27 protein-coding genes and 1 tRNA gene are annotated in these 22,748 nt (G+C 66.7%); 21 read left to right on the top strand and 7 right to left on the bottom strand.

Annotated elements, in window-relative coordinates; genetic code table 11:
* Positions 1-62 precede the first annotated feature (62 nt).
* Positions 63-320, top strand: coding sequence for a DUF3039 domain-containing protein (locus ACX3O0_RS08705; RefSeq protein WP_459093284.1), 258 nt, complete (start codon positions 63-65; stop codon positions 318-320).
* Between the two features lie 187 nt (positions 321-507).
* Here ACX3O0_RS08705 and ACX3O0_RS08700 read toward each other — a convergent pair whose 3' ends face one another.
* Positions 508-1,755 (bottom strand): nicotinate phosphoribosyltransferase, encoded by a 1,248-nt coding sequence (locus ACX3O0_RS08700; RefSeq protein ID WP_459093335.1) that lies wholly within the window; start codon positions 1,753-1,755, stop codon positions 508-510.
* A gap of 94 nt (positions 1,756-1,849) precedes the next feature.
* On the opposite strand from ACX3O0_RS08700, the gene murI reads away from it, so the two are divergent.
* From murI to ACX3O0_RS08660, 8 genes are read left to right on the top strand one after another with little or no spacing between them, the layout of a single operon-like run.
* A complete protein-coding gene (gene murI, locus ACX3O0_RS08695) occupies positions 1,850-2,686 on the top strand; it encodes a glutamate racemase (protein WP_459107455.1) in 837 nt (278 codons plus the stop codon).
* A gap of 28 nt (positions 2,687-2,714) precedes the next feature.
* Positions 2,715-3,446 carry a ribonuclease PH gene (gene rph, locus ACX3O0_RS08690; protein WP_459107454.1) on the top strand — a complete coding sequence of 244 codons (732 nt, stop codon included), beginning with the start codon at positions 2,715-2,717 and terminating at the stop codon, positions 3,444-3,446.
* Positions 3,443-4,033 carry an RdgB/HAM1 family non-canonical purine NTP pyrophosphatase gene (gene rdgB / locus ACX3O0_RS08685; protein ID WP_459107453.1) on the top strand — a complete coding sequence of 197 codons (591 nt, stop codon included), beginning with the start codon at positions 3,443-3,445 and terminating at the stop codon, positions 4,031-4,033. Before rph ends, rdgB begins: the two co-directional genes overlap by 4 nt.
* Before the next feature lie 15 nt (positions 4,034-4,048).
* Positions 4,049-4,972 carry a metal ABC transporter substrate-binding protein gene (locus ACX3O0_RS08680; RefSeq protein ID WP_459107452.1) on the top strand — a complete coding sequence of 308 codons (924 nt, stop codon included), beginning with the start codon at positions 4,049-4,051 and terminating at the stop codon, positions 4,970-4,972.
* Positions 4,969-5,697, top strand: a complete 729-nt coding sequence (locus ACX3O0_RS08675; RefSeq protein WP_459107451.1) for a metal ABC transporter ATP-binding protein — start codon at positions 4,969-4,971, stop codon at positions 5,695-5,697. The genes ACX3O0_RS08680 and ACX3O0_RS08675 overlap by 4 nt, the downstream gene beginning before the upstream one ends.
* Positions 5,679-6,548 (top strand): metal ABC transporter permease, encoded by an 870-nt coding sequence (locus ACX3O0_RS08670; protein ID WP_459107450.1) that lies wholly within the window; start codon positions 5,679-5,681, stop codon positions 6,546-6,548. The genes ACX3O0_RS08675 and ACX3O0_RS08670 overlap by 19 nt, the downstream gene beginning before the upstream one ends.
* Positions 6,545-7,198: a metal-dependent transcriptional regulator gene (locus ACX3O0_RS08665; RefSeq protein ID WP_459093277.1), complete on the top strand. Its 654-nt coding sequence runs from the start codon at positions 6,545-6,547 to the stop codon at positions 7,196-7,198. Before ACX3O0_RS08670 ends, ACX3O0_RS08665 begins: the two co-directional genes overlap by 4 nt.
* A 13-nt stretch (positions 7,199-7,211) precedes the next feature.
* Positions 7,212-7,727 carry a HEAT repeat domain-containing protein gene (locus tag ACX3O0_RS08660; protein WP_459107449.1) on the top strand — a complete coding sequence of 172 codons (516 nt, stop codon included), beginning with the start codon at positions 7,212-7,214 and terminating at the stop codon, positions 7,725-7,727.
* A gap of 18 nt (positions 7,728-7,745) precedes the next feature.
* On the opposite strand, the gene ACX3O0_RS08655 is transcribed toward ACX3O0_RS08660, so the two are convergent.
* The 3 genes from ACX3O0_RS08655 to ACX3O0_RS08645 form a co-directional block, all read right to left on the bottom strand.
* Positions 7,746-8,480 (bottom strand): DedA family protein, encoded by a 735-nt coding sequence (locus tag ACX3O0_RS08655; RefSeq protein WP_459107448.1) that lies wholly within the window; start codon positions 8,478-8,480, stop codon positions 7,746-7,748.
* 97 nt (positions 8,481-8,577) lie between these two features.
* Positions 8,578-8,659: transfer RNA gene (locus tag ACX3O0_RS08650), tRNA-Leu, on the bottom strand.
* Between the two features lie 31 nt (positions 8,660-8,690).
* Positions 8,691-9,149, bottom strand: coding sequence for a hypothetical protein (locus tag ACX3O0_RS08645; RefSeq protein WP_459107447.1), 459 nt, complete (start codon positions 9,147-9,149; stop codon positions 8,691-8,693).
* 237 nt (positions 9,150-9,386) lie between these two features.
* Here ACX3O0_RS08645 and ACX3O0_RS08640 point away from each other — a divergent pair, with 237 nt between their 5' ends.
* Positions 9,387-9,611 (top strand): tautomerase family protein, encoded by a 225-nt coding sequence (locus ACX3O0_RS08640; protein WP_459107446.1) that lies wholly within the window; start codon positions 9,387-9,389, stop codon positions 9,609-9,611.
* Between the two features lie 37 nt (positions 9,612-9,648).
* The gene (locus ACX3O0_RS08635) at positions 9,649-11,268 is read left to right on the top strand and encodes a helix-turn-helix transcriptional regulator (RefSeq protein WP_459107445.1); all 1,620 of its coding nucleotides are present in this window, start codon (positions 9,649-9,651) and stop codon (positions 11,266-11,268) included.
* Positions 11,269-11,272: 4 nt separating this feature from the next.
* Here ACX3O0_RS08635 and ACX3O0_RS08630 read toward each other — a convergent pair whose 3' ends face one another.
* Entirely contained in the window at positions 11,273-12,931 is a 1,659-nt protein-coding gene (locus ACX3O0_RS08630; RefSeq protein ID WP_459107444.1) for an FAD-dependent monooxygenase, read from the bottom strand.
* Positions 12,932-13,128: 197 nt separating this feature from the next.
* Here ACX3O0_RS08630 and ACX3O0_RS08625 point away from each other — a divergent pair, with 197 nt between their 5' ends.
* The 7 genes from ACX3O0_RS08625 to ACX3O0_RS08595 are packed head-to-tail and all read left to right on the top strand — an operon-like array spanning position 13,129 to position 17,720.
* The gene (locus ACX3O0_RS08625; RefSeq protein ID WP_459107443.1) at positions 13,129-14,361 is read left to right on the top strand and encodes a CpaF family protein; all 1,233 of its coding nucleotides are present in this window, start codon (positions 13,129-13,131) and stop codon (positions 14,359-14,361) included.
* On the top strand, positions 14,358-15,221 hold the full coding sequence (locus tag ACX3O0_RS08620) for a type II secretion system F family protein (RefSeq protein ID WP_459107442.1): 864 nt from the start codon (positions 14,358-14,360) through the stop codon (positions 15,219-15,221). Before ACX3O0_RS08625 ends, ACX3O0_RS08620 begins: the two co-directional genes overlap by 4 nt.
* A complete protein-coding gene (locus tag ACX3O0_RS08615; protein ID WP_459107441.1) occupies positions 15,218-16,156 on the top strand; it encodes a type II secretion system F family protein in 939 nt (312 codons plus the stop codon). Before ACX3O0_RS08620 ends, ACX3O0_RS08615 begins: the two co-directional genes overlap by 4 nt.
* Positions 16,157-16,183: 27 nt before the next feature.
* Positions 16,184-16,378 (top strand): hypothetical protein, encoded by a 195-nt coding sequence (locus ACX3O0_RS08610; RefSeq protein WP_459093267.1) that lies wholly within the window; start codon positions 16,184-16,186, stop codon positions 16,376-16,378.
* A 7-nt stretch (positions 16,379-16,385) separates the two neighbouring features.
* Positions 16,386-16,778: a TadE/TadG family type IV pilus assembly protein gene (locus tag ACX3O0_RS08605; protein ID WP_459107440.1), complete on the top strand. Its 393-nt coding sequence runs from the start codon at positions 16,386-16,388 to the stop codon at positions 16,776-16,778.
* Positions 16,753-17,286 carry a hypothetical protein gene (locus ACX3O0_RS08600; protein ID WP_459107439.1) on the top strand — a complete coding sequence of 178 codons (534 nt, stop codon included), beginning with the start codon at positions 16,753-16,755 and terminating at the stop codon, positions 17,284-17,286. Before ACX3O0_RS08605 ends, ACX3O0_RS08600 begins: the two co-directional genes overlap by 26 nt.
* A complete protein-coding gene (locus tag ACX3O0_RS08595) occupies positions 17,283-17,720 on the top strand; it encodes a pilus assembly protein TadG-related protein (RefSeq protein WP_459107438.1) in 438 nt (145 codons plus the stop codon). Before ACX3O0_RS08600 ends, ACX3O0_RS08595 begins: the two co-directional genes overlap by 4 nt.
* A 170-nt stretch (positions 17,721-17,890) precedes the next feature.
* Here the strand turns inward: ACX3O0_RS08595 and ACX3O0_RS08590 are convergent, their stop codons facing one another.
* A complete protein-coding gene (locus tag ACX3O0_RS08590; RefSeq protein ID WP_459107437.1) occupies positions 17,891-18,535 on the bottom strand; it encodes a LysE family translocator in 645 nt (214 codons plus the stop codon).
* An 8-nt stretch (positions 18,536-18,543) separates the two neighbouring features.
* Positions 18,544-19,803 (bottom strand): MFS transporter, encoded by a 1,260-nt coding sequence (locus ACX3O0_RS08585; RefSeq protein ID WP_459093262.1) that lies wholly within the window; start codon positions 19,801-19,803, stop codon positions 18,544-18,546.
* A gap of 67 nt (positions 19,804-19,870) precedes the next feature.
* Between ACX3O0_RS08585 and prfB the strand changes: the two genes are divergently transcribed.
* The 3 genes from prfB to ftsX are packed head-to-tail and all read left to right on the top strand — an operon-like array spanning position 19,871 to position 22,697.
* Complete coding sequence (gene prfB, locus ACX3O0_RS08580; RefSeq protein ID WP_459107436.1) at positions 19,871-20,977, top strand: peptide chain release factor 2; 1,107 nt, start codon at positions 19,871-19,873, stop codon at positions 20,975-20,977.
* A 56-nt stretch (positions 20,978-21,033) separates the two neighbouring features.
* Complete coding sequence (gene ftsE, locus ACX3O0_RS08575; RefSeq protein ID WP_459093260.1) at positions 21,034-21,789, top strand: cell division ATP-binding protein FtsE; 756 nt, start codon at positions 21,034-21,036, stop codon at positions 21,787-21,789.
* A complete protein-coding gene (gene ftsX / locus ACX3O0_RS08570; RefSeq protein WP_459107435.1) occupies positions 21,786-22,697 on the top strand; it encodes a permease-like cell division protein FtsX in 912 nt (303 codons plus the stop codon). Before ftsE ends, ftsX begins: the two co-directional genes overlap by 4 nt.
* Positions 22,698-22,748: the final 51 nt, after the last annotated feature.

Raw genomic sequence — 22,748 nt, 5'->3', positions numbered from 1 at the left:
GCGCGCCTGTGCCAGTTGGCAACCGATACCTTCTCGGTGCAGCCGTGCCTAGACTGGATGCCATGAGTGACACCGAACCCGGAGGCGGCACCACCACCATCGACCGCGAGCTCGAGGAGCTCCTCAAGCAGGAGCAGGTGGACGATGGCGACCACGAGCGCTACTCGCACTACGTGCAGAAGGAGAAGATCCTCAAGTCGGCGCTGAGCGGCAAGCCGGTCATCGCGCTGTGCGGCAAGGTGTGGACTCCCGGCCGCGACCCGCAGAAGTTCCCCGTCTGCCCCACCTGCAAAGAGATCTACGAGGGCCTGAAAAAGTAGCCCGGGCGAGCTTCTCCCTGAGAGATGCTTGGCGCGCACGCTTCCGTGGTGCGAACGAATGCGTGAGGCCGGAACAGGTGGCGCGGTCTGACCGATGAGCCGCGCAAGGATATGCGCAAGCGAGCCACGGATCGGTGCGTGCTGCTGAAGATCTGGGCAGGCTCGAGCCGCGAGCGACGCGCGCGGGCTACGCGTAGACGGTGGGGATGACCGGCTCACCGCGGCCCAGCCGGAAGGCCTCCGGGGGGAGCTCGGCGATGGCAGATGCCCGGTGCTCGCGGGCGAGCACCGTTCCGGCCGGCCCGCGGTAGCGATCATCCGCCACCCCACCGGTCACCAGCGGCACCAGCAGCGGGCGCCCGCCATGATCGTCGCGTTTGCCGACGTGGATGGTCTCCTCGACTGCTACACCGCCCTCGAGAGTGCGCACGGGAAACTTGCGGCCGCCGACGGAGATCTTGTTCGCCGACTTCTTGGCGACGGCCACCCATTCGCCGTCCGAACCCTGGCGGGCCACCAGCTTGTAGACCATCCCGGCGGCGGGGGATCCGGACCCGGTGACGACGGATGTCCCGACGCCGTAAGAGTCGACCGGCGCCGCACGCAGGGCAGCGATGGTGAACTCGTCGAGGTCGTTGGTCACGGTGATCTTCGTTCCGGTGGCTCCCAGGCCGTCGAGCTGCTTGCGAACCGCTGCGACCTGACCGGGGAGGTCGCCGCTGTCGATCCGGACGGCGCCGAGCCCCGTCCCGGCGACCTTGACGGCCAGGTCGACCGCGGTGGTGACGTCGTAGGTGTCGATCAGCAGCGTGGTCCCGGCGCCGAGGGCTGCGACCTGGGCGCGGAAGGCATCCTCTTCGCTGTCGTGGAGGAGGGTGAACGAGTGGGCGGCCGTGCCCATCGTCGGAACACCCCAGGTGCGGCCGGCCTCCAGGTTGCTGGTGGCGCTGAAGCCGGCGATGTACGCAGCCCGGGCGGCGGCTACCGCGCTGTGCTCGCCGGTGCGGCGAGAACCCATCTCGGCGAGGGGGCGCCCGTTCGCGGCGCTCACCATGCGGGCGGCCGCGCTGGCGACCGAGGAATCGTAGTTGAACACGCTGAGTGCCAGGGTCTCGAGCACCACGGCTTCGGCGAAGGTGCCCTCGACGATGAGCAATGGCGAACCGGGAAAGTAGACGTCGCCCTCCTGGTAACCCCAGATGTCGCCGGTGAAGCGGTAGTCGGCCAGCCAGTCCGCGGCCTTGTCGTGCAGCACGCCGTTGTCGCGCAGCCAGCCGATTTCGGCATCCGTGAACCGGAACCGGTCAATGAGGTCCAGAAGTCGGCCGGTGCCGGCAACGATCCCGTAGCGGCGTCCGCCCGGCAGGCGCCGCGCGAACGCCTCGAAGACGCACTGGCGTTCATGGGTGCCGGCGCGGATGGCGGCATCCACCATGGTGAGCTCATACCGGTCGGTCAAAAGTGAGGAAACACTGTTCGCGCTGGTCACTCGGCAAGCCTACTCACGGGCGAACACTAAACTGGAGCGCGTGACTGACGCGCCGATCGGCATTTTCGATTCCGGGGTCGGCGGGCTGACCGTCGCCCGGGCGATCATCGACCAGCTTCCCGGCGAGTCGATCCTGTACGTCGGCGACACCGCCCATTCCCCGTACGGGCCGAAGCCGATCGCCGAAGTGCGTGGCTACGCGCTTGAGCTGATGGACGACCTGGTCGCGCAGGGTGTCAAGCTGCTGGTCATCGCCTGCAACACGGCATCCGCTGCCATGCTCCGTGACGCCCGCGAGCGGTTCACCGAGGCCCACGGCATCCCGGTGGTCGAGGTCATCCAGCCGGCCGTGCGCGCCGCCGTGCGCCAGACCCGCAACCAGCGCGTCGGTGTCATCGGCACCCACAGCACCATCAAGTCGAAGGCGTACGAGGATGCTTTCGCCGCAGCTCCCGACCTGCAGATCTTCACCCAGGCCTGCCCCCGTTTCGTGGAGTTCGTCGAAGCCGGCGTCACCTCGGGCGACGAGCTGTTCGCGGTCGCCCGCGAGTACCTGAAGCCGCTCGTCGATGCCGAGGTGGACACCCTGGTTCTCGGCTGCACGCACTATCCACTCATGTCAGCCGCCATCCAGTACGTGATGGGGCGTGACGTGACCCTGGTCTCCAGTGCGGAGGAGACCGCCTACGACGTCTACCGCAAGCTGGTCAAGCACGGGCTCCAGCGCACAGCCCCGGAGCCCCCGACCTACACTTTCGAGGCCACCGGGGAGAGCAAGAGCGAGTTCACCTCCCTGGCGAGGCGGTTCCTCGGCCCCGAGGTTTCTACCGTCGACCTGGTGCAGACCGGCGCCATCCACCTTCCCGTCACGAACTAGAACACCAACCTGAGAGCAGACGCCACCCATGACAGAACTCCGCGCCGACGGCCGCACCAACGACGCCCTGCGGGACATCACGATCGAACGAGGCTGGAGCGACCAGGCGGAAGGCTCGGCGCTGATCTCGTTCGGCCGCACCAAGGTGCTCTGCACGGCATCCTTCACCAACGGCGTACCGCGCTGGATGGCTGGCAAGGGCAAGGGCTGGGTCACGGCCGAGTACGCGATGCTGCCGCGTTCCACCAACGAGCGGATGGGCCGTGAGTCCGTGAAGGGCAAGATCGGTGGCCGCACCCACGAGATCTCCCGCCTGATCGGCCGTTCGCTGCGCGCCGTCGTCGACATGAAGGCACTCGGGGAGAACACCATCGTCATCGACTGCGACGTTCTGCAGGCGGATGGCGGCACCCGCACGGCCGCCATCACGGGTGCGTATGTCGCTTTGGCGGATGCCCTCGACTGGGGCCGCGCGAACAAGTTCATCGCCCAGAGGGCCACCCCCTTGATCGACAGTGTCGCCGCAGTATCGGTCGGGATCATCGCCGGCACGCCCATGCTCGATCTGGCATACACCGAGGACGTCCGCGCCGAAACGGACATGAACGTGGTGACGACCGGCCGCGGGCTGTTCATCGAGGTGCAGGGCACAGCCGAGGGTGCGCCGTTCGACCGCACCGAACTGGATGCGCTGCTCGACCTGGCGTTGGCAGGCACCACCGTGCTCACCGAGTTCCAGAAGGCGTCCCTGCAATCGTGACCGGTGTGAAGGTGGTTCTCGCGACGCACAATGCGCACAAGGTCGTTGAACTGCGCAGGATCCTGGGGGAGCAGCTCGCCGGGTTGGACCTGGTGGGCTACGACGGACCTGAGCCGGTCGAGGATGGCGAGACTTTCGAGGCGAACGCGCTGATCAAGGCCCGCGCAGCATCCGCTCACACCGGGTTGCCGGCGATCGCCGACGACTCCGGGATCAGCGTCTACGTGCTGGGCGGCGCACCGGGCGTGCACTCCGCCCGTTACGCGGGCACGCGGGACGACGCAGACAACTACCGGCTGCTCCTCAAGAACCTGGGTGAGAGCACCAACCGTGACGCCGACTTCATGTGCGCCGCCGCGTTCGTCGATGGCGACTTCGAGCATGTCGAACTCGGCGTCTGGCCGGGGACCGTGCTGCTCGAACCGGCGGGGTCCGGAGGCTTCGGTTACGACCCGATCTTCCAGCCGGCCGGGCTCGAGGTGGCTTCTGCGGAGTTGACGGCCGACGAGAAGAACGCGATCAGCCATCGTTCGCGTGCATTCGCGGCGCTGCTGCCGGTGGTACGCGAGCGGTTGCTCTCCCGATAGCGCTAAAGTTTCGGTATGCCGAAACTTTGGTCCGGTGTCAGCCGAAACCTGTTCACCGTCGTAGTGCTGACGGGGGTGCTTACGGCGTGTGCACCGGTGGCCACGCCGGCAGCGCAGGACACCGGCAAACCGGTCGTGCTGACGACCTTCACGGTGATCGCTGACATGGCATCCGTCGTCGGGGGAGATATCGTCGACGTCCAGTCCATCACCAAGGTGGGGGCAGAGATCCACGGCTACGAGCCGACGCCCTCCGACCTGAAGCGCGCGGCATCCGCAGACCTCATTCTCGACAACGGTTTCGGGCTGGAACGCTGGTTCGAGTCATTCGTCGAACGGCTGGACGTTCCGCACGCCGTGCTCACCGATGGCATCGAGCCGATCGACATCGAGGTGGGCGACTATGCCGGTCGCCCGAACCCGCACGCCTGGATGTCGCCACTGGCCGGACAGCGCTACGTCGACAACATCGCCGAGGCGCTGAGCGAACTGGTGCCAGAGCACGCGGCGACCTTCACCGCCAACGCGGATGCTTACAAGGCCCAGTTGCAGTCCCTCGCCGATGAGCTGAAAGCAGCGGTGGATGCCATGCCGACGCGGCAGCGGGTGCTGGTGACCTGCGAGGGCGCGTTCAGCTACCTGGCTCGGGACATCGGCCTCACCGAGGGCTACCTGTGGCCGGTCAACAGCGACACACAGGGCACGCCGCAGCAGATCAAGGCGGCGATCGAGCTGGTGCGGGAAGCGGATGTCCCGGCGGTCTTCTGCGAGACAACGGTGAGTGACGAGTCCCAACTCCAGGTGGCCAGGGAGTCTGGCGCTGAGTTTGGCGGCAAGCTCTATGTCGACTCGCTCAGCGAGCCGGGCGGGCCGGTGCCCAGCTACCTGGACCTGCTGCGCTTCGATGTGGAGCTGATCGCAGAGGGGCTGTCCCAATGACCGGGCCGATCATTTCTGTCACCGGCCTCGCCGTTCGCTACGGCACCGTGCAGGCGCTCAGCGACGTGTCTCTTGAGCTGCTGCCTGGGCGCATCATCGGCGTCATCGGAATGAACGGCTCTGGCAAGTCCACGCTGTTCGCGTCGATCATGGGCACGGTGAAGGTGGCCGGTGGCACGGTCCGGTTGTTCGGGGGAGACCCCGCCAAGGCGCGCCGCAACAACCTGGTGTCGTACGTTCCCCAGTCCGAGGCGGTGGACTGGGACTTCCCGATCTCCGTTTCCGACGTCGTCATGACCGGCCGCTATGGCCGGCTCGGCGTGACCAGGCGGCCGCGTGCCGGTGACCGCGACGCGGTCGCCAAGGCGATCGAACGCGTCGGCCTCAGCGAGTTCGCCGACCGGCAGATCGGCGAGTTGAGCGGCGGACAGCGCAAGCGGGTGTTCGTCGCCCGCGGCATCGCGCAGGAGGCGTCCCTGATGCTGCTGGATGAGCCGTTCGCCGGCGTCGACAAGGGATCAGAACACACCATCATCCAGCTCTTGCGAGCCCTCGCCGACGAGGGCCGTGGCATCCTGATCTCCACCCACGACCTGGCGGGAGTGCCTGAGCTCTGCGATGAGGTGGTCCTCCTGAAGAACCGGGTGCTCTTCCACGGACCGCCGGAGGAGGCGTTGAACGCGGAGCGGCTGGCGATGGCGTTCGGATGGGAGCCGACGACATGATCGACTGGATTCTGGAACCGCTGCAATTCGAGTTCATGACCCGCGCTCTGCTGGTCACGGTCGTCGCCGCGGTGACCTGCGCGCTGCTGTCCTGCTGGCTGGTGCAGATCGGCTGGTCGCTGATGGGCGACGCAGTCTCGCATGCGGTGCTGCCCGGGGTCGCGATCAGCTACATCCTGGGCTGGCCGTTCGCGGTCGGCGCCTTCATTTTCGGTGCCGGCGCGGTCGCCCTGATCGGCGGGGTGCGGGCCACCACGAAGATCAAGTCGGATGCTGCGATCGGCGTGGTCTTCACCAGCCTGTTCGCGCTCGGCCTGGTGATCATCTCGGCCACACCCAGCCAGACCGACCTGATGCACATCCTCTTCGGCAACGTGCTCGGGGTGAGCGACAGCGACATCTGGCAGGTGGTCGTGATCGGCGCCGTCGTGATCGCCGTGCTGCTGGTGAAGCGGCGCGACTTCACGCTGTTCGCATTCGACTCGGCGCACGCCAACGCGATCGGCATCAGCACCCGCTGGTTGTCAGTCGTGATGCTCGGCCTGCTGGCACTGACCGTGGTGGTCGCCCTGCAGGCGGTGGGCATCGTGCTCGTCGTCGCGATGCTGATCACCCCCGGCGCGACGGCCTACCTGCTGACCAAACGGTTCGACCGGATGCTCTGGCTGGCCATCGCGGTGACGGCGATCGCCTCGGTGCTCGGCGTGTACGGAAGCTACTACCTGGATGTTTCCACCGGTGGTGCGGTGGTCATCGCGCAGGCCGCGGCGTTCATGCTCGCCTACCTGTTCGGAGCGCGGGGCGGAGTGGTGACGACGTTGGTGCGCGAGCGGAAGGCCCTGGCGACATGAATATCGTGATCGAGGACTACGTCAAGACCATCTACTCGCACACCGAGTGGCAGGATGACCCGATCACCCCGTCGGAGTTGGCCGCGAGGCTGGGGCTGGCCGCCTCGTCGGTGACGGAGATGGTGAAGAAGCTGGCGGCATCCGGCCTGGTCACGCACGTGCCGTATGGGGCTGTCACCCTGACCGAGAGCGGCCGGATGCTCGCCCTCCGGATGCTGCGAAGGCACCGGCTGATCGAGACCTGGCTGGTCGACTCGTTCGGGTACAGCTGGGATGAGGTGCACGACGAGGCGGAGGTGCTGGAGCACGCGTTGTCGGACCGGTTGCTCGAGGCGATCGCGGACCAGCTCGGGCACCCGGTTCGCGACCCGCACGGGGACCCGATTCCGTCGGCGGATGGCGTGGTGGTGCGACCGGATGCCGTGCAGCTGGCAATTGCCGCGGACGGCCGGCGGGGCAGGGTGGTACGGATCAGCGACCGTGACCCCGGACTGTTGCGCTACCTGGAGGCGGAGGGCATCCGCCTGGATTCTTCGGTAGAGGTCGTCGGGCGAAAGCCGTTCGGTGGTGCTCTCGCGGTCCGGGTCGACGAGTCCGCGCACGACGTGGGTCACGAGGCTGCGGCGGCCATCTGGATTTCGCTCGACTAGCGTTGAGGGTGCCATGAATGACAATGAGATCAACCTCGAAGCCCCCCTCGCCACCCGCATCGCGCTCGCCGTCGAACGGTTCGGGGAGGACGCATTGGTGAAGCACGCGATCGGCCTGCTCCGGGGCCGCAACGAGGGGGAGGAGACCCTCCTCTACCTTGGTGGCCGGCATGCTCGAGGGATCCTGGACGGTGCACCCGCGCTGTACTGGCCGGAAGTGTGGGGTGCGCGGGCGCTGCTCCACGTCTGGGACGACTCCGCAGCATTCGCGGTGCTGGAGAGTGTGCAGAATCAGGCGTGGCGGGTCCGCGAGATGTGCCTGAAGGTGTGTGCGGTGCGAAAGCTCGGTGATGCCGGGCTGCTGAAGCGTCGCCTGACGGACGAGAACGCGCGGGTTCGGGCTTCTGCAGCGCATGCGCTCGCTGCGGTGGGAACGACGGATGACAGTCCCCTGCTCGAACCCCTGCTTCGCGACCCCGACAAAGACGTGCGGCGGGCAGCCGGCGAGGCGCTCAAGGCGCTGGCCTGACCGCTTCGGATCGTCTCGCTACTTCGGGTCGTTGCGGCGGTCCTGGTCGAAGAGGGCGGGGTCGAGCACGACCTCTTCCGCGGTGAGGGGCTGCACGCCGTCGCGCACCGCCTTCCGAGCCTTCATCGTCGACTGCACGTAGTGCCAGACGGTCGGGATCAGCGTGATGGTGACCGCACCGAGAAGGATGACGTCGATGTATTCGCGCACGAAGTCGGCGACCGGCGGGATGTAACCGAGGAGGTAACCGAAGAAGGTGAGCCCGGCGCCCCAGATCATCGCGCCGATGAGGTTGTACAGCGAGTACTTCTTGTAGTTCATGTGCCCGACGCCGGCGGCGACCGGAACGAAGGTGCGCAGGATGGGAACGAAGCGGGCCAGGATGACGGCGAGTCCGCCGAAGCGCACGAAGAAGGCGTTCGTGCGTTCGACGTTCTTGCGGCTGAACAGGCCGCTCTCCTTGCGTTCGAAGACCTTGGGGCCGAACTTGTGCCCGATCAGGTAGCCGACCTCACCGCCCAGGAAAGCGGCCACTCCGATGGCCAGGCACACCCACCAGATGTCGATTTCGATGACGCCGGCGAAGGTGAGCAGGCCGGTGATGACCAGGAGGGTGTCACCCGGCAGCAGGAAACCGACGAGGAGGCCGGTCTCGGAGAACACGATGGCGCAGACCCCGATCAGGGCGAATGCGCCGAACCCGTTGATCAGCTGCTCAGGGTCAAGCCAGGGAATGAGTGCGTAAGGCAACAAGCGGGGGGACTCCAGTCGGTGAGCTGGTGGAACGCGGGTGGTTCAAGGGTAACGGCACGATGGTCGGAACCACCTCGGGGTTAACCCTGGGCTTCAGTACGGGAGAAGGGACTTGAACCCTCACGCCTTTCGGCACCAGAACCTAAATCTGGCGTGTATACCAATTTCACCACTCCCGCGGGAGAATCCAGTTTAGCGGGCGGCTACCGCTCAGGATGCGTCGGCGGCGCTGCAGGCATCCGCCAGCGTCTTCGGCAGTTCCAGCGTCTTGTGGATGCGCCAGGTCGCCTCATCCGATCCCGGGTAGGCGAAGACGAACGGCTTGTCCCCGATGGTGCCCGGTGCGGCCAGGGCCTGCAGTTTCTTCAGGTCCTGGGCGTAGGCATCGTGGAGGGTTGCCACGTCTGCGGGGTCGATCCCCTCGGCCCAGGTGGCGCTCGAGGAGAGGTCGGCGATGGTCGTCTCCAGCGCTGTGGCAAGGAGCCCGGCCTTCGTGGTGGCCGCCGCCAGGTCCTGGGCGTCGAGGGCTGCCTGGTATTCGGTGAGCGCGAGCTCGGACGGGCAGACCGCTTCAAGGTACTGGTCGCTGCCGCCTTCGCTGGCGCCGCTCGCGCATCCGGTGACGGTCAGTGCGAGCACGGCGACCGCCGCGAGTGAGATTTTTTTCAACGTCGTTCCCCCTGCTTTCCGACAAGACCGGGGTTACAGCCTAGGGGAGGGCGGATGCCGTGTCAGCGCTTGGGGGGCCCCAGAACGGGTCTGTGCTGCGGGCAGAGTGGCCTGTTCGGGCCATCCGCCGCCGTCAGCTGAAATGGCCCGTGCTGGCGAAGCAGGCAATGGGCAACGCCGCGGACACTAGATGCAGTCGTCCCCATCCGGGAACGTCAATTCAGAAAGGACCGGCTCATGCCGTTCATCGAAGTCAATGTGATCAAGGATGTCTTCACCCCTGAGCAGAAGCGGGAGATCATCACCAACCTCACCAATGCAATGGTCGGAATCGAGGGCGAGAACATGCGCCCGGTCACCTGGTGTGTCGTTCGCGAAGTGGCGAGCGGCGATTGGGGAATCGCGGGCAATGCACTCACCACTGACGACGTGAAAGCCCTCGCTGCCGGAGTAGGAGTCTGAGCTTGTGGCAGCCGGGCCCCGGTGACACCATTGCGGGGTGTCCGTAACACCCGAGGACGTGGCTGCCGCCAAGGCCGCCCTGAGAGCGGGTCGCTGGCCAGAGGCTGCGGCCGCGTACTCAGCGCTCGCGGTAGCGACCGACGATCCGAGCGCCCATGACGGTCTCGCTCAGGCAAGCTGGTGGCTTGACGACTCAGAGACGACCCTCCAGGCTCGGGAGGCGGCATACCGCGGTTTTCGAGCGATCGGCAAGGATCGTGACGCGGTGCGGACCGCCGCCACCCTCGGCTACGACTCCATGCTCTTCAGCATGGGCATCGCGGTCGGGCGCGGATGGCTGAGCCGGGCGGCGGACCTGCTCGACGGACGCTCAGACCTGGTTGAGGCAGGGTGGCTTGCTGTCAGGAAGGCCGAAGTCGCACTCGCGATAGACCACAACGCCACCGAGGCGCTCGCGGCGGCAACGTCGGCGCAACGGGTCGGCCGCGGCACCGACGACGACGACCTGGTCGTGGTCGGGCAGGCTCTTGCCGGGCTCTCCCTGGTCAGGCTCGGTGACGTGTCCGCGGGTATGCCGCTGCTGGATGCGGCCGCCACTGCGGCGACTTCCGGTGATGTCGATGACATCATGTGGATCGGCAAGATCTGCTGCTGGCTGATCAGCGCCTGTCAGGAGACTCATGATGTGGACCGTGCCACGCAGTGGTGCGCCCGGGTCGATGAACTCTGTACCCGACAGGAACTCGCACCGCTGTTCGCCGCGTGTCGCACGCTCTACGCCTCAGTTCTCGTCGCCCAGGGGGAATACGCGGAGGCGGAGGAGAAGCTGGTCGACGTGCTGGCCCTGCTTGAGCATTCCCGTCGGGTCGGACGACTGGATGCGGTCGTCCAACTGGGGGAGCTCCGCCGTCGCCAGGGCCGGCTCGCAGATGCCGAATCGCTCCTGAGACAGGGCGGGTTCGACACGCGTGCCATGACCGGCCTGGCCCAGGTCAAGCTCGCCCAGGGAGACGCGGCAAGCGCCTGGTCGATCATCAGCGAGCTGCTCCGTTCCGTGCCCCCGGAGCAGCAACTGGAGCGGGTTGACCCGTTGGCCGCGGCCGTCGAGATCGGAGTGACAGCCGGGCATACCGCTGAGGCACAGGATGCCGCCCGGGAACTACGAGCCATCGCAGAGCGGATTCGCACCGATTTCCTCGTCGGAGCGGCCGCGGCGGCTGAGGCTCGGTTGAGCGAACCAGAGCAGGCAGTGGTGCTCTGGCAGGTCTCGGTCCGGCGGCTCAACGCCGCGAGACTGCCCTTCGACGAAGCCGATTGCCGACTCGAACTCGCCGAGGTGATGCTTGCCCTGGGTGACCGAACCGGTTCCCGGGAGCACGCCGCGCTCGCCCTTGACGTGCTTCTGCCGCTCCAGGCGGGCCAGGCCATTGATCGCGCACGACGCCTGCTCGGCCAACACAATGCCGGCCCGCTCACCGGGCGCCAGACCGAAGTTCTCCGCCTGGTCGCGCGCGGACTGTCCAATGTCGAGATCGCCGCGGCGCTGCACCTCAGCGAACACACCGTGCACCGTCACATCGCAAACATTTACAGTGCACTCGACCTCGGTTCCCGCGCCGCCGCCGCCGCGTACGCGGTCAACCGGAGGATTATCTGAGTGGCTACGAAGCTCCTAGCAATTGTGCCATCGCCTTCTCGAGCTGCTGTTCGGGATTCGTTCCCTCGCCCTGTGAGCGCCAGGCCACGACTCCGTCCGGTCGCACAATGACTGCCCCCGAAGGGGACAAGCCGTACGCCAGTTCGAAGGTGTCCGCTTCAGCCAGGAGATCCGCGCCGTCGCCGACGCGGTAGGAGCGCAGCGGCACCGAGCTTTTCGTCTGGACGGCGGCCGCAGCATCCGACCACGCCTGTCCGGCGGATGCTGCCAGCAGCACGAAGGAATCGGTGAACAGGTCGTGAATCGGCACGTCGGCACCACCCTGCCGCAAGGTCAGGTGGGGGGCCCGTGCACCGACCTCGGTCAGCGGTTCGCGCGGGTGCACTGTTGCGGATTCGCGGTCCGGGTCGACCGGGCCGCCGCTCGGGTCGATGACCGCCGATGAGCGGTACACGCTTCCCAACTCGACCGCTTCGGCTGCGCGAGGGGTGGCCAACGGCTTGGTGTCGTCGGTTGCCCTCTCCGCATAGCGGCCCGCGTAGATCGCGTAGGCCTGCTCCATGGTCATCAGGCCGGCCGGGCGACGCTCGGCGTCGTAGCTGTCGAGCAGTGAGGGGTCGGCGTGGCCGTTCAGCACCATGGCCAACTTCCAGGCCAGGTTGTGGGCATCCGCCACCCCGGTGTTGCCGCCCCAGCCGCCGGTCGGTGGCATGGTGTGGGCTGCATCACCGGCCAGGAACACGCGGCCGTCGCTGTAACGCTCGGCTGAGGTCGCCGACGCCTCCCAGCGCTGCACGCTCTCGATGTCGACCGGTGTGTCGTCTGCGCAGCCGAGGGCGGTTCGCACATAGCTGGCGCAGGTCTCATCGCTCAGGTCGGCGATGAGGTCTTTCTTCTCGCCGGTCGTAGGGTCGTTCGCCGAGAATACGGAGAGGAACCCGGAACCGCGGTCAAAGGAGAACCGGAAGAAACCGAGCAGGTTCGGGTTGAGTACGTAGATCACGCTCAGGTTGCGGTCGCCGATCATCTCGGTGAGGTCGGCCTTGAAGTAGATGGTGATGCACTCGGAGCTTCCGTGCCCCTGCATCGCGATACCCAGCTGTTCCCTGATCGAGCTGTGGGCGCCATCCGCCGCCACCAGGTATTGGGATCGGATGGTGCTGGTCGCCTCTGAATCCCGATCCTTGACGACCGCGGTGACGCCGTTGTCCTCCTGCTCCAGCGAGACCAGTTCGGTGCCGAAGGCATGGGACGCTCCGTGATCGCCGGCGGCCTTCTGCAGCACCGGTTCCAGGCCGACCTGGGTGATGAACAGCCGCGACGTGGCGCTGAGGTCTTCGACGCCCTCGTTCCAGGACTTGTAGAAGTACTGCAGCTCTTTACCGCAGAGGCTCTCGACGGCGACGATCGCGCCGTTCTGCACGAACTCTTTCGCGGCCGCCTCTTCGACGACGTCCTGCACGCCGGCGTGGCGGAACACTTCCATGGTCCCCTGGTGGAATGACGCCGCTCGGGGGTGGATTGCCGTTCCGCGGTGTTTTTCCACCACCAGGTTCGGCACCCCGTACTTGGAGAGCAGCAGGGAGGTGGTCAGCCCGACCAGGCTTCCTCCGACTATGAGTACGGGTACTTCCTGGTCCGCTGTGGTTGCAGTGTCGCTCATCTTGTGACTCCGTTGTCTTCTCAAGAGGTGCTCGCGTCCGCTGTGCGGGGCCTTGGGCCGAGGCGGGGGAGTAGTTGAATTATGGGATCGCCGAGCGCTCGCTGTCAAGTGACACTGTACAAACATCAGCAATAGCAGACATTCTGGGCTGTGGATAACTGGCACGGGCGGTTCCGGGTTTGCACCATGATTGCCGCATGTCCAAGGCCGTGGCGATCATTACTGACCGCGTGCGCGAGCGCATCCGCCTGGACGGGGTCGACCTCGCTGCGGACCGCACGCTCGCCGGTCGCTACGTGCACGACGAGGTGCAGCGTTACAGCGAGCACGCCCTCGGAGGCTCACTGCCGCTATTGGTCGATGAGCAGCAGGCCGCCCGCGACGTCGTCGCGGCGATCGCCGGGTTCGGCGTACTCCAGCCGCTCTTCGACGACCCGGAGATCGAGGAGATCTGGATCAACGGGCCCAGCAAGGTGTTCGTGGCGCGCAACGGCATCCCGGAGCAGACGCCCATCGAACTGACCGACTCCGCGGTGCGGGACCTAGTCGAGCGGATGCTGCAGTCCACCGGGCGCCGCGTCGACCTGTCATCGCCGTTCGTGGACGCCTCGCTTCCGGACGGTTCCCGACTTCACGTGGTGATTCCGGATGTGACGCAGAAGCATTGGGCGGTGAACATCCGCAAGTTCACCCAGCGCATCAAAGACCTGCAGCACCTGGTGGAACTCGGTTCGCTGACGGTGCCGGCCGCCCAATTCCTGCGGATGTGCGTGCTGTCGGGGCAGAACATCCTCGTCTCCGGTGCGACGCAGAGCGGCAAGACGACCCTGCTGAATGCGCTTCTCTCCTCCTCCCGCCCGACCGAGCGCATCGTCACCGTGGAAGAGACCTTCGAGCTCGACCTCTCCGCGCGAGATGTCGTGTCGATGCAGTGCCGCCAGCCGAGCCTGGAGGGCACCGGTGAGATCACGCTGCGCCGGCTCATCAAGGAAGCGCTGCGGATGCGCCCCGACCGCTTGGTCGTCGGCGAGGTGCGTGAGGCGGAATCACTCGACCTGCTCATCGCGCTGAACTCCGGCCTGCCCGGCATGTGCAGCATCCACGCGAACGGGGCGAGGGACGCCCTGTCGAAGCTGTCGACCCTGCCGCTCCTGGCCGGGCGCAACATCGACTCGTCCTTCGTCGTCCCGACCGTCGCCTCAACCATCGACATGGTGGTGCACTGCGAGTTGGAGCGCAGCGGCAAGCGAAGGATCACCGAGGTCGTCGCGCCGAGCGGTCAGGTCAGCGGGTCGGTGATCGAAACCAGCACGATCTTCACCCTGCAGGACGGCGTGCTGGAGCCGACCGGCAGCTACCCGGTGCGAACGTCGAAGTTCCGGGCATCCGGGCTCGATCCGATCACGGTCTTGGCGCGGGCGGCATCGTGACCCTCCTGATCGGATGCGCGCTCGGTCTCGGGCTGCTCCTGGCCGCGTCACCATTCCTGTGGCCGAACCGGGATCGCCGCGTCCGGCTGCACCCCCGCAAGGTCGGCGCGCTCGAGCAGCGCATCGCGCTGGCAGGTTTGCACGCGGTCAGCGTGCCAGGGCTCATTGCGGTTTCGATGGTGCTCGGCCTGGCGGCTGGCGCTGCGACGCTTGCCCTGGTGCCGGTGCTCGCCCTCGCCGTTGCCGCCGGAATCGTGGTTTCCCTGGCGCCGGCGGCCATCGTCAATTGGCGGGCGGCAGCCCACCGCCGGGCGAATCGGATTCTCTGGCCCGACCTGGTCGATCACTTGGTCTCCGCGGTGCGCTCGGGCCTCGCGCTGCCCGACAGTGTCGTCACCCTGGCGCACAGCGGGCCGGCGCCAACTCGCGAGGCATTCGCTGCCTTCGAGCGGGACTACCGCGCCACAGCCAACTTCGGTGCCTGCCTTGACAACGCCAAGGCGCGGCTGGCCGACCCGGTCGCCGATCGCATCCTGGAAACGCTGCGGATGTCCCGTGAGGTTGGCGGAAGCGAACTCACCACGGTCCTGCGCAACCTCTCTGCCTACCTCCGGCAGGAGACCGCCATCCGCACCGAGGTGGAGGCCCGCCAGTCGTGGGTGCTGAATGCGGCGCGGCTCGGTATCGCCGCACCGTGGGTGATCCTCCTCCTGCTGGCGACGCGGCCTGAGGCTGCGGCCGCCTACAACACGGCGGCCGGGGCGGTGCTCATAGCGTCCGGCGCGGCCGTGACGTTTGTGGCCTACCGGGTGATGGTCGCGCTGGGCAGGTTGCCGGAGGAACGGCGGTGGTTCCAATGAACCCACTCATCGGGTGGGGCGTGCTGCTCGGGGCCATGCTCGGTCTCGGCTTGTGGTCCCTCGTGAGCCTGGTTCCCAGGCTCGGCCGGCCGAGCCTGGCCAGTCGGGTTGCCCCGTATGTCGCCGACTTCTCCGACGGGGCGAGGGCCATGCTGGGGAGGCGCACGGTGGACCCGTTGCCGATCATTGGTGCGCTGTTCTCGCCCGGGGTCGACCGTGCGCGGAGCGCGCTCTCGCAGGTGCTCGGTGGCAACGCGACCATCGCGCTGCGGCTGCGCCAATCCGGGTCGACGCTGGGCGTCGATGCGTTCCGGTCACGGCAATTGGCCTGGGCACTCGCCGGTGGTGCTGTTGGTGTGCTCGCGGCTTTCGCGTTGAGTCGCAGCCAATCGTTGCCACTCATCGCCCATGTCCTGGTTGTTGTCGTGTTCGCCGCTGCGGGTCTCGTGGGCCGCGACCATGTGCTGCAGCGGGCCGCCTCCGCCCGCTTGGCCCGGATGGCGAGCGAGCTTCCCACCGTTCTCGAGTTCCTCACGCTGAGCATGTCGGCCGGAGAGGGAGTGCTCGACGCCATCCGCCGGGTGTCCCGCATCAGCCGCGGCGAACTCGCCTCCGAATTGGGCCGGGTCATCTCCGAGGTGAATACCGGGCTTCCGCTCTCCGAATCGTTGACCCGGATGGCGGCCGGCGTGCAACTCCCCGCCCTGACCCGATCCGTCGAGCAGATCACCGGGGCACTGGAGCGGGGGACGCCGCTGGCCGAAGTGTTCCGGGCTCAGGCGCAGGACTCTCGCGAGGATGCCAAACGGCAACTGATCGAGATCGCCGGGAAGAAGGAGGTCGCCATGCTCATTCCGCTGGTCTTCCTCATTCTGCCCACCACCATCATCTTCGCCATCTTCCCTGGGATCCTCGTGCTCCAGGTCGGATTCTGAACCCGTCAACCCGAAAGGAACCCCGTGATGAACGATCTCGTCCCAGAGAACGCGCTGGCGCTGAACCCTGACCGATTGCTCGCCGAAGAACGCGGGGATGTTCCCGGCTGGGTTCTCATTACACTCATGACTGCTGGTTTGGTCGTGATCATCTGGAGCCTGGCCGGGCCGGCGCTGAGCAGTGTGTTCCAGCAGGCCATCGAACGCGTCACCGGATTCTGAAGCCACCGTGCGGTGGGGCAGGCTTGCAGATGACACCGGCACCGCGGTGGCCGAGTTCGTCATGGTCAGTGCCCTGCTCACCATCCTCACCTTGTCGGTGATCCAGCTGGGGCTCGCCCTGCACATCCGCAACACGGTGCTGGATGCTGCGGCCGAGGGTGCTCGGTTCGCCGCGCTCGCCGACAACGAGTTGGCGGATGGCGTCGCCCGAACCCGTGACCTGATCAGCGTCGCGCTCGGGCCCGACTATGCCGCCGACGTGACGGCGTCCACCGGAAGCTATCTCGGGCATCCGGCGGCCGCGGTCACGGTGCGCACGCCGCTGCCGCTGATCGGATTGGTCGGCATCGACGGCGGTTTGGAGGTGGTCGGCCATGCGGCGATCGAAACCCTCGACTGAACCCGTCTCGCCGAAGTGCCCGTTCCGGAGAGATGCACCCGTTCCGCGGGGCACATCCCTCCGGAACGGGCACTATCGCAGCGAAGAAGGATCGGCGTCGCTCGAGTTCATCACCGCCGGCATGCTGCTGTTGCTGCCGCTCGTCTACCTGGTGCTGGTCATGTCCGCCCTGCAGGCCGGGGCGCTCGCGGTTGAAGGTGCAGCGCGGCAGGCTGCGCGCGTGTTCGTGCAGGGTGACACCGTGGCGAGTGCGACCGCACAAGCCGAGCGGGCCATCCAGTTCGCGCTCGCCGACTACGGGCTGGACGCGGCGGATGCGACGGTGGCGGTCAACTGCGCACCGAACCCCTCCCAGTGCCTCACCCGGCTGGGAACAGTGACCGTCAACGTCGGCGTCGAGGTGACCCTGCCGCTGGTGCCTCCTGGCCTCACCCTCGACGTGCCGCTCGCCGTTCCGCTGGAGGCGACTGCGACCCAGCAGGTCTCCCGTTTCTGGAGCGGACGATGAAACGCACCGACTTCTCCGACGAGTCCGGCTCCACGCTGCTGCTCACCATCTTTTACGGGTTCCTCGCACTCGTGCTGGTGCTGCTCGTCGTCGCGGCCACCTCGCTCTACCTCGAACGCAAGCGCTTGTTCACGCTGGCCGATGGTGCCGCCCTTGCCGGCGCGGAGGCGTTCGAGCTCGACAGTGTCACCATGACTCCCGACGGGCCGCGCCCGCTGCTTCGCTCGCCGGATGTCACGGACGCGGTGAGCGGGTATCTCTCCATCGCGCCGCACGCGTTCCAGAACCTCGCGGTCGAGAGGGCTGAGACCGTCGACGGGCGCAGCGCCACCGTGCAACTCTCCGCGGATTGGCGTCCACCGATGGTGTCCCTGTTGGTGCCGGACGGCATCCGCATCGACGTCACCGCTGTCGCCCGCTCAGTCTTCTCGTAGCTGCCTGGGACCACGGCACCCGCTTCGTGGGTCCACGCGCACCGATCGGTGGATCGCCGGTGGATATGCACCCGCCCGCCACCGATCCGTGCGCGCCGTGGTGTGACCCGCCGCGGATTCGTACGTGTGCCTGCGATGCATGGGCGCTCCCACGCTGAACGCAAGCTGCTTCAGGCGGCCTTGCCGTGCCCGAGGAAGAGAACGGATGCGCCCAGCCCGATCATCATGACGCCACCGGTCGCGCTGAGCCCGGCCATCCGGTTCGGTGACCTGCCGAACCATTCGCGGGCGGAACCGGCGACCAACGCCCAGATGCTGTCACTGGTGAGCGCGACTGCGACGAACACGGCCCCCAGCAGCATGATCTGCCCGGGGATGCCGCCGCTCGAATGGTCCACGAACAGCGGAAGAACGGCGACCAGGAAGATGATCGTCTTCACGTTGGTGACCCCGACCACGAAACCCTCCCAGAGGGTGAGTACCGGCCCGCGCCGAGCCGCGATGGTGGTGGCGGCGTCCGCCTTCTGGTTGCGATGCCGGATCGCCTGCACGCCGAGGAAGGCGATGTAGGCGGCTCCGAGCACCTTGACGATGGTGAACAGCGCGACGGAATCCTCGAGGATCGCGCCCAGCCCGAATGCGATCGCCACCGTGATGATGAACGCACCGATCGAGTTGCCGACCACGGTGAGCAGCCCGCCCACGCGCCCGAGGGACAGGGAACGACCGATGGTGAACAGCACGCTCGGCCCCGGAATGATGATCAACGGGATGGATGCCAAGCCGAACGCGATGAGGTTGGCGGCAGGAATCATAAGCAATGCTAACGCCGGTGCGGCACGTATTTCGGCACGTAGCGCAGCAGGATTCCAGCGCCCACGAACCCCAGCACTCCCATGGTCGCCGCAGCGAACGGGAGCGACGCGAGAGCGGTGATTCCGGCGATGGCGAGCGGGGCTCCCGCGGAGCCGATCCCGCCGGTGAAGCGCCAGGCGCCCAGGAACGGCGCCGGGTTCCGCTTGTCGGCCAGATCCGCCCCCAGTGTCATCAGGATGCCGCTCCCGATGCCGTTCGCCAGCGACAGGAACATGGCCGCGGCGATGAACCACTCCACGTTCTGGGGGAGGTCGTGGGTGAGCGAGAGCACGAGGTGGCCGAGGCCGAGCCCGACCATCGACGGGAGGGCGGTGAACAGGCGGCCCCAGCGGTCCATGATCTGGCCGCTGGCGTAGAACAGGGCGAAGTCTGCCGCGCCGGCGATCCCGATGATGAGGGCGGTGTTGGCGTCCCCGATGCCGATGCTGACCGCCCACAGCGGCAGGATGACCGCCCGACTGGCCCGCAGCGCGCCGATGAGGGCGGCCCCGGAGCCCAGCTTGGTGAGAACAGCGCGGTTCGCATAGATGGTACGGAACAGCCCGCGCGCTTCGCCGGCGACCAGCGCCTCACCCTCGCGCATCCGCTTTCCGTCTTCGGCGCGCACCGTGTTCAGCGTGCCGAACGCGGCGGTCGGGTCCCGCACCAGGATCAGCACGGCGGCCGCGGCCAGGCAGGCGACGATGTGGATCCAGAAAGCGGATGCCACGGTGCCGAACAGGTGGATGGCGCCAGCCGTGATGAAGGGCCCGATGAAATACCCGAACCGGAAGATGCCGCCCAGGCTCGAGAGGGCACGGGCGCGGTGGGTGATCGGCACGAAGCTGGTCATGAAGGCGTGGCGGGCGAGGGCGAACACGGCTGTGGCCAGGCCGACCAGGAAGACACCGAAGCTGAGGGCGACCGCGCTGGCCGAGAGCAGGCAGATCACCAGGCCGATCACGCTGAGGAACGCCGCGCCGATCATCGCCGGGCGCTCGCCGATGCGGCTGACCAGCCAGCCGCTCGGAATGTCGCCGACCAGCTCCCCGATCATCAGGATGCCGCCCACCAGGCCCGCGACCGCCAGCGTCGCCCCCAGGTTCTCGGCGAACAGCGGGATGATCGGGATGATCGCGCCCTCGCCGATCGAGAACAGCAGGGTTGGCACCAGGGCGGGTAGCGCGATGGACCGCCAGCGGAATGACGGGTCCGGCGCGGTGCTCACGGATCAACACTAGGCGCGATCAACCCGCGATCAACGCCGTGGTGCTGGCCGGTAGGCTTGTCTCGACATGGACGAGCTAGATCTTTCCGGGCAGATCGCCGCCCTCCGCGCGACCTTCAACGACATCCGTTCGGTGGTGGGTGTTGAGCGCCTCGAGGCGGAGATCGTCAGGCTGAGTGCCGAGGCGGGCGAGCCCGACCTCTGGGACGACACCGACAAGGCGCAGAAAGTTACCAGCGACCTCAGTCACCGGCAGGCGGAACTGGCCAAGATCACCAGCATCGCCGGCCGCCTCGACGACCTTGAGATCATGGTCGAGCTGGCCAACGAGGAGGGCGACTCCGACGCGGCCGCCGAAGCGCGGACCGAGCTGACCAGCATCCAGAAGATCCTCGGTGACCTGGAGGTGCAAACACTGCTCAACGGCGAGTGGGACTCGCGCCCGGCCGTCATCACCATCCGCGCGGGAGCCGGTGGAGTCGACGCCGCTGACTTCGCCGAAATGCTGCAGCGGATGTACCTGCGCTGGGCCGAACAGCACGGCCACCCGACCCGGGTGCTCGACACCAGCTACGCGGAGGAGGCCGGCATCAAGTCGACCACCATCGAAGTGGATGCCCCGTACGCGTTCGGCACGCTCAGCGTCGAGGCCGGAACCCATCGCCTGGTGCGGATGAGTCCGTTCAACTCGGCAGGCAAGCGCCAGACGTCGTTCGCAGCCGTCGAGGTGATCCCGCTGATGGAGGAGAAGGAGGCGATCGAGATCCCGGAGAACGACATCCGGGTCGACGTCTTCCGCTCCAGCGGACCGGGTGGCCAGTCGGTGAACACCACAGACTCTGCTGTGCGCCTCACCCACATCCCGACCGGCACCGTCGTCTCCATGCAGAACGAGAAGAGCCAGATTCAGAACCGCGCGGCGGCCATGCGAGTGCTGCAGTCCCGGCTGCTGGTGTTGCAGCACGAGCAGGAGGCCGCAACCAAGAAGGAACTGGCCGGCATCATCACCGCCAGCTGGGGCGATCAGATGCGCAGCTACGTGCTCGCGCCGTACCAGATGGTGAAGGACCTGCGTACCGAGTTCGAGGTGAACAACCCGTCCAATGTGTTCGACGGAGACCTCGATGGGTTCATCAACGCCGGTATCAAGTGGAGAAAGCGCGACAAGGGGTAGTAGCGCGGCCTGTCGCTCCGGGCGAAAGGCGGATGCTTGCCTAGGCTCGTAGAGCCATGATTCGCCTTGACAACGTCACCAAGCTGTACCGGGGTAACACGAGACCCGCTCTCAACAGCGTCACCCTCGAGATCCTCCGCGGGGAGTTCGTCTTCCTGGTCGGCGCATCCGGCAGCGGGAAGTCCAGCTTCCTCCGCCTGGTGCTGAAGGAGGAGAACCCGAGCAAGGGGCAGATCCATGTGCTCGGCCAGAACCTCGGCTCGCTGTCCAGCCGCAAAGTGCCGTACTTCCGCCGCAACCTGGGTGTGGTGTTCCAGGACTTCCGCCTGCTGCCGCAGAAGACGGTCTTCGACAACGTGGCGTTCTCGCTGCAGGTGATCGGCAAGAGCAAGGGCTTCATCCAGGAGGCCGTTCCCGACGTGCTCAAGATGGTCGGCCTGGCAGGCAAGGCCGGTCGGCTCCCGCACGAGCTTTCCGGCGGTGAGCAGCAACGCGTTGCCATTGCCCGCGCCATCGTCAACCGGCCGGCCATCCTGCTCGCTGACGAGCCGACCGGTAACCTCGACCCTTCCACCAGCGCCGGCATCATGACCCTGCTGGAGCGCATCAGCCAGAGTGGCACCACCGTCATCATGGCCACCCACGATGCCGGCATCGTCGACCAGATGAAGCGTCGCGTCATCGAGCTGGTGAGCGGGCAGGTGGTACGCGATGAGCGCCATGGCGGTTACCAGACGCAGGCAGTTCCGATCCAGGGCTTCGGTACAGGGACAACAAAGGCTGGTCCAGCACAGTCGGGGGCAGCACTGTGAGGTTCAGCCTGATCATGTCGGAGGTCGGCAACGGCCTGCGACGCAACGTGTCCATGGTGATCTCCGTTGTGCTCGTCACCTTCATCTCGCTCACCTTCGTCGGCGCCGCGATCCTGCTGCAGATGCAGATCGGCGAGCTGAAGGGTTACTGGTACGACAAGGCGCAGGTGGCGGTCTACCTGTGCACGGCGACGACCGGATCCGAAGCCTGCAATCTGACCGAGGCGACACAGGCGGAGAAGGATGCTGTGGCCGGCGTGCTGAAATCGCCGCAGCTGGCGCCGCTCATCGACCACTACGAGTTCGAGAACCATGATGAGGCGTACGCCAGGTATCTTCAGTTCACGGATGCCGGCGACGCCGACTTCATCACCCCGGAACTGATGGCCGAAGCGTTCTGGGTCAACCTGGTCGACCCGACCCAATCCGACGTGCTGGTGGAGACCCTCTCCGGTCAACCCGGTGTCGAAGAGGTCGTCGACCAGCGCAAATACCTCGACCCGATCTTCGACGCGCTGAACGCCGCCAGCTTCACCGCGATCGGCATTGCGTCATTGATGCTTGTTGCCGCCGTGCTGCTCATCGCCACGACCATCCGCCTCAGTGCGTTCAGTCGCCGCCGGGAACTCGGCATCATGCGGTTGGTCGGCGCATCCAACCGGTTCATCCAGACGCCATTCATCCTCGAGGGGGTGATCGCCGCGCTGATCGGGTCCGTGCTGGCCGGTGCGGCCACGGTGGGTATCGTGCACTTCTTCGTGCAGGGCTATCTCGGTTCGCTGATGGTGTCCACTTCGTTCGTCGGGTTGTCGGAGGCGTTCGTGGTGGTGCCGATCCTGCTGGGTATCGGCGCGGTGCTCGCGGCCGTTTCGGCGAATGTGGCGATCAGCCGCTACCTGAAGGTCTAGCGGCGGGCGGTTCTTTCCCGATAGCGTGCTGAGTGATGTTCGGCTAAAGGG

The organism is Homoserinimonas sp. A447, from assembly GCF_054489325.1.
The sequence above is the reverse complement of the archived record's forward strand: the minus strand, read 5'-3'. Positions and strand labels throughout refer to the sequence as shown.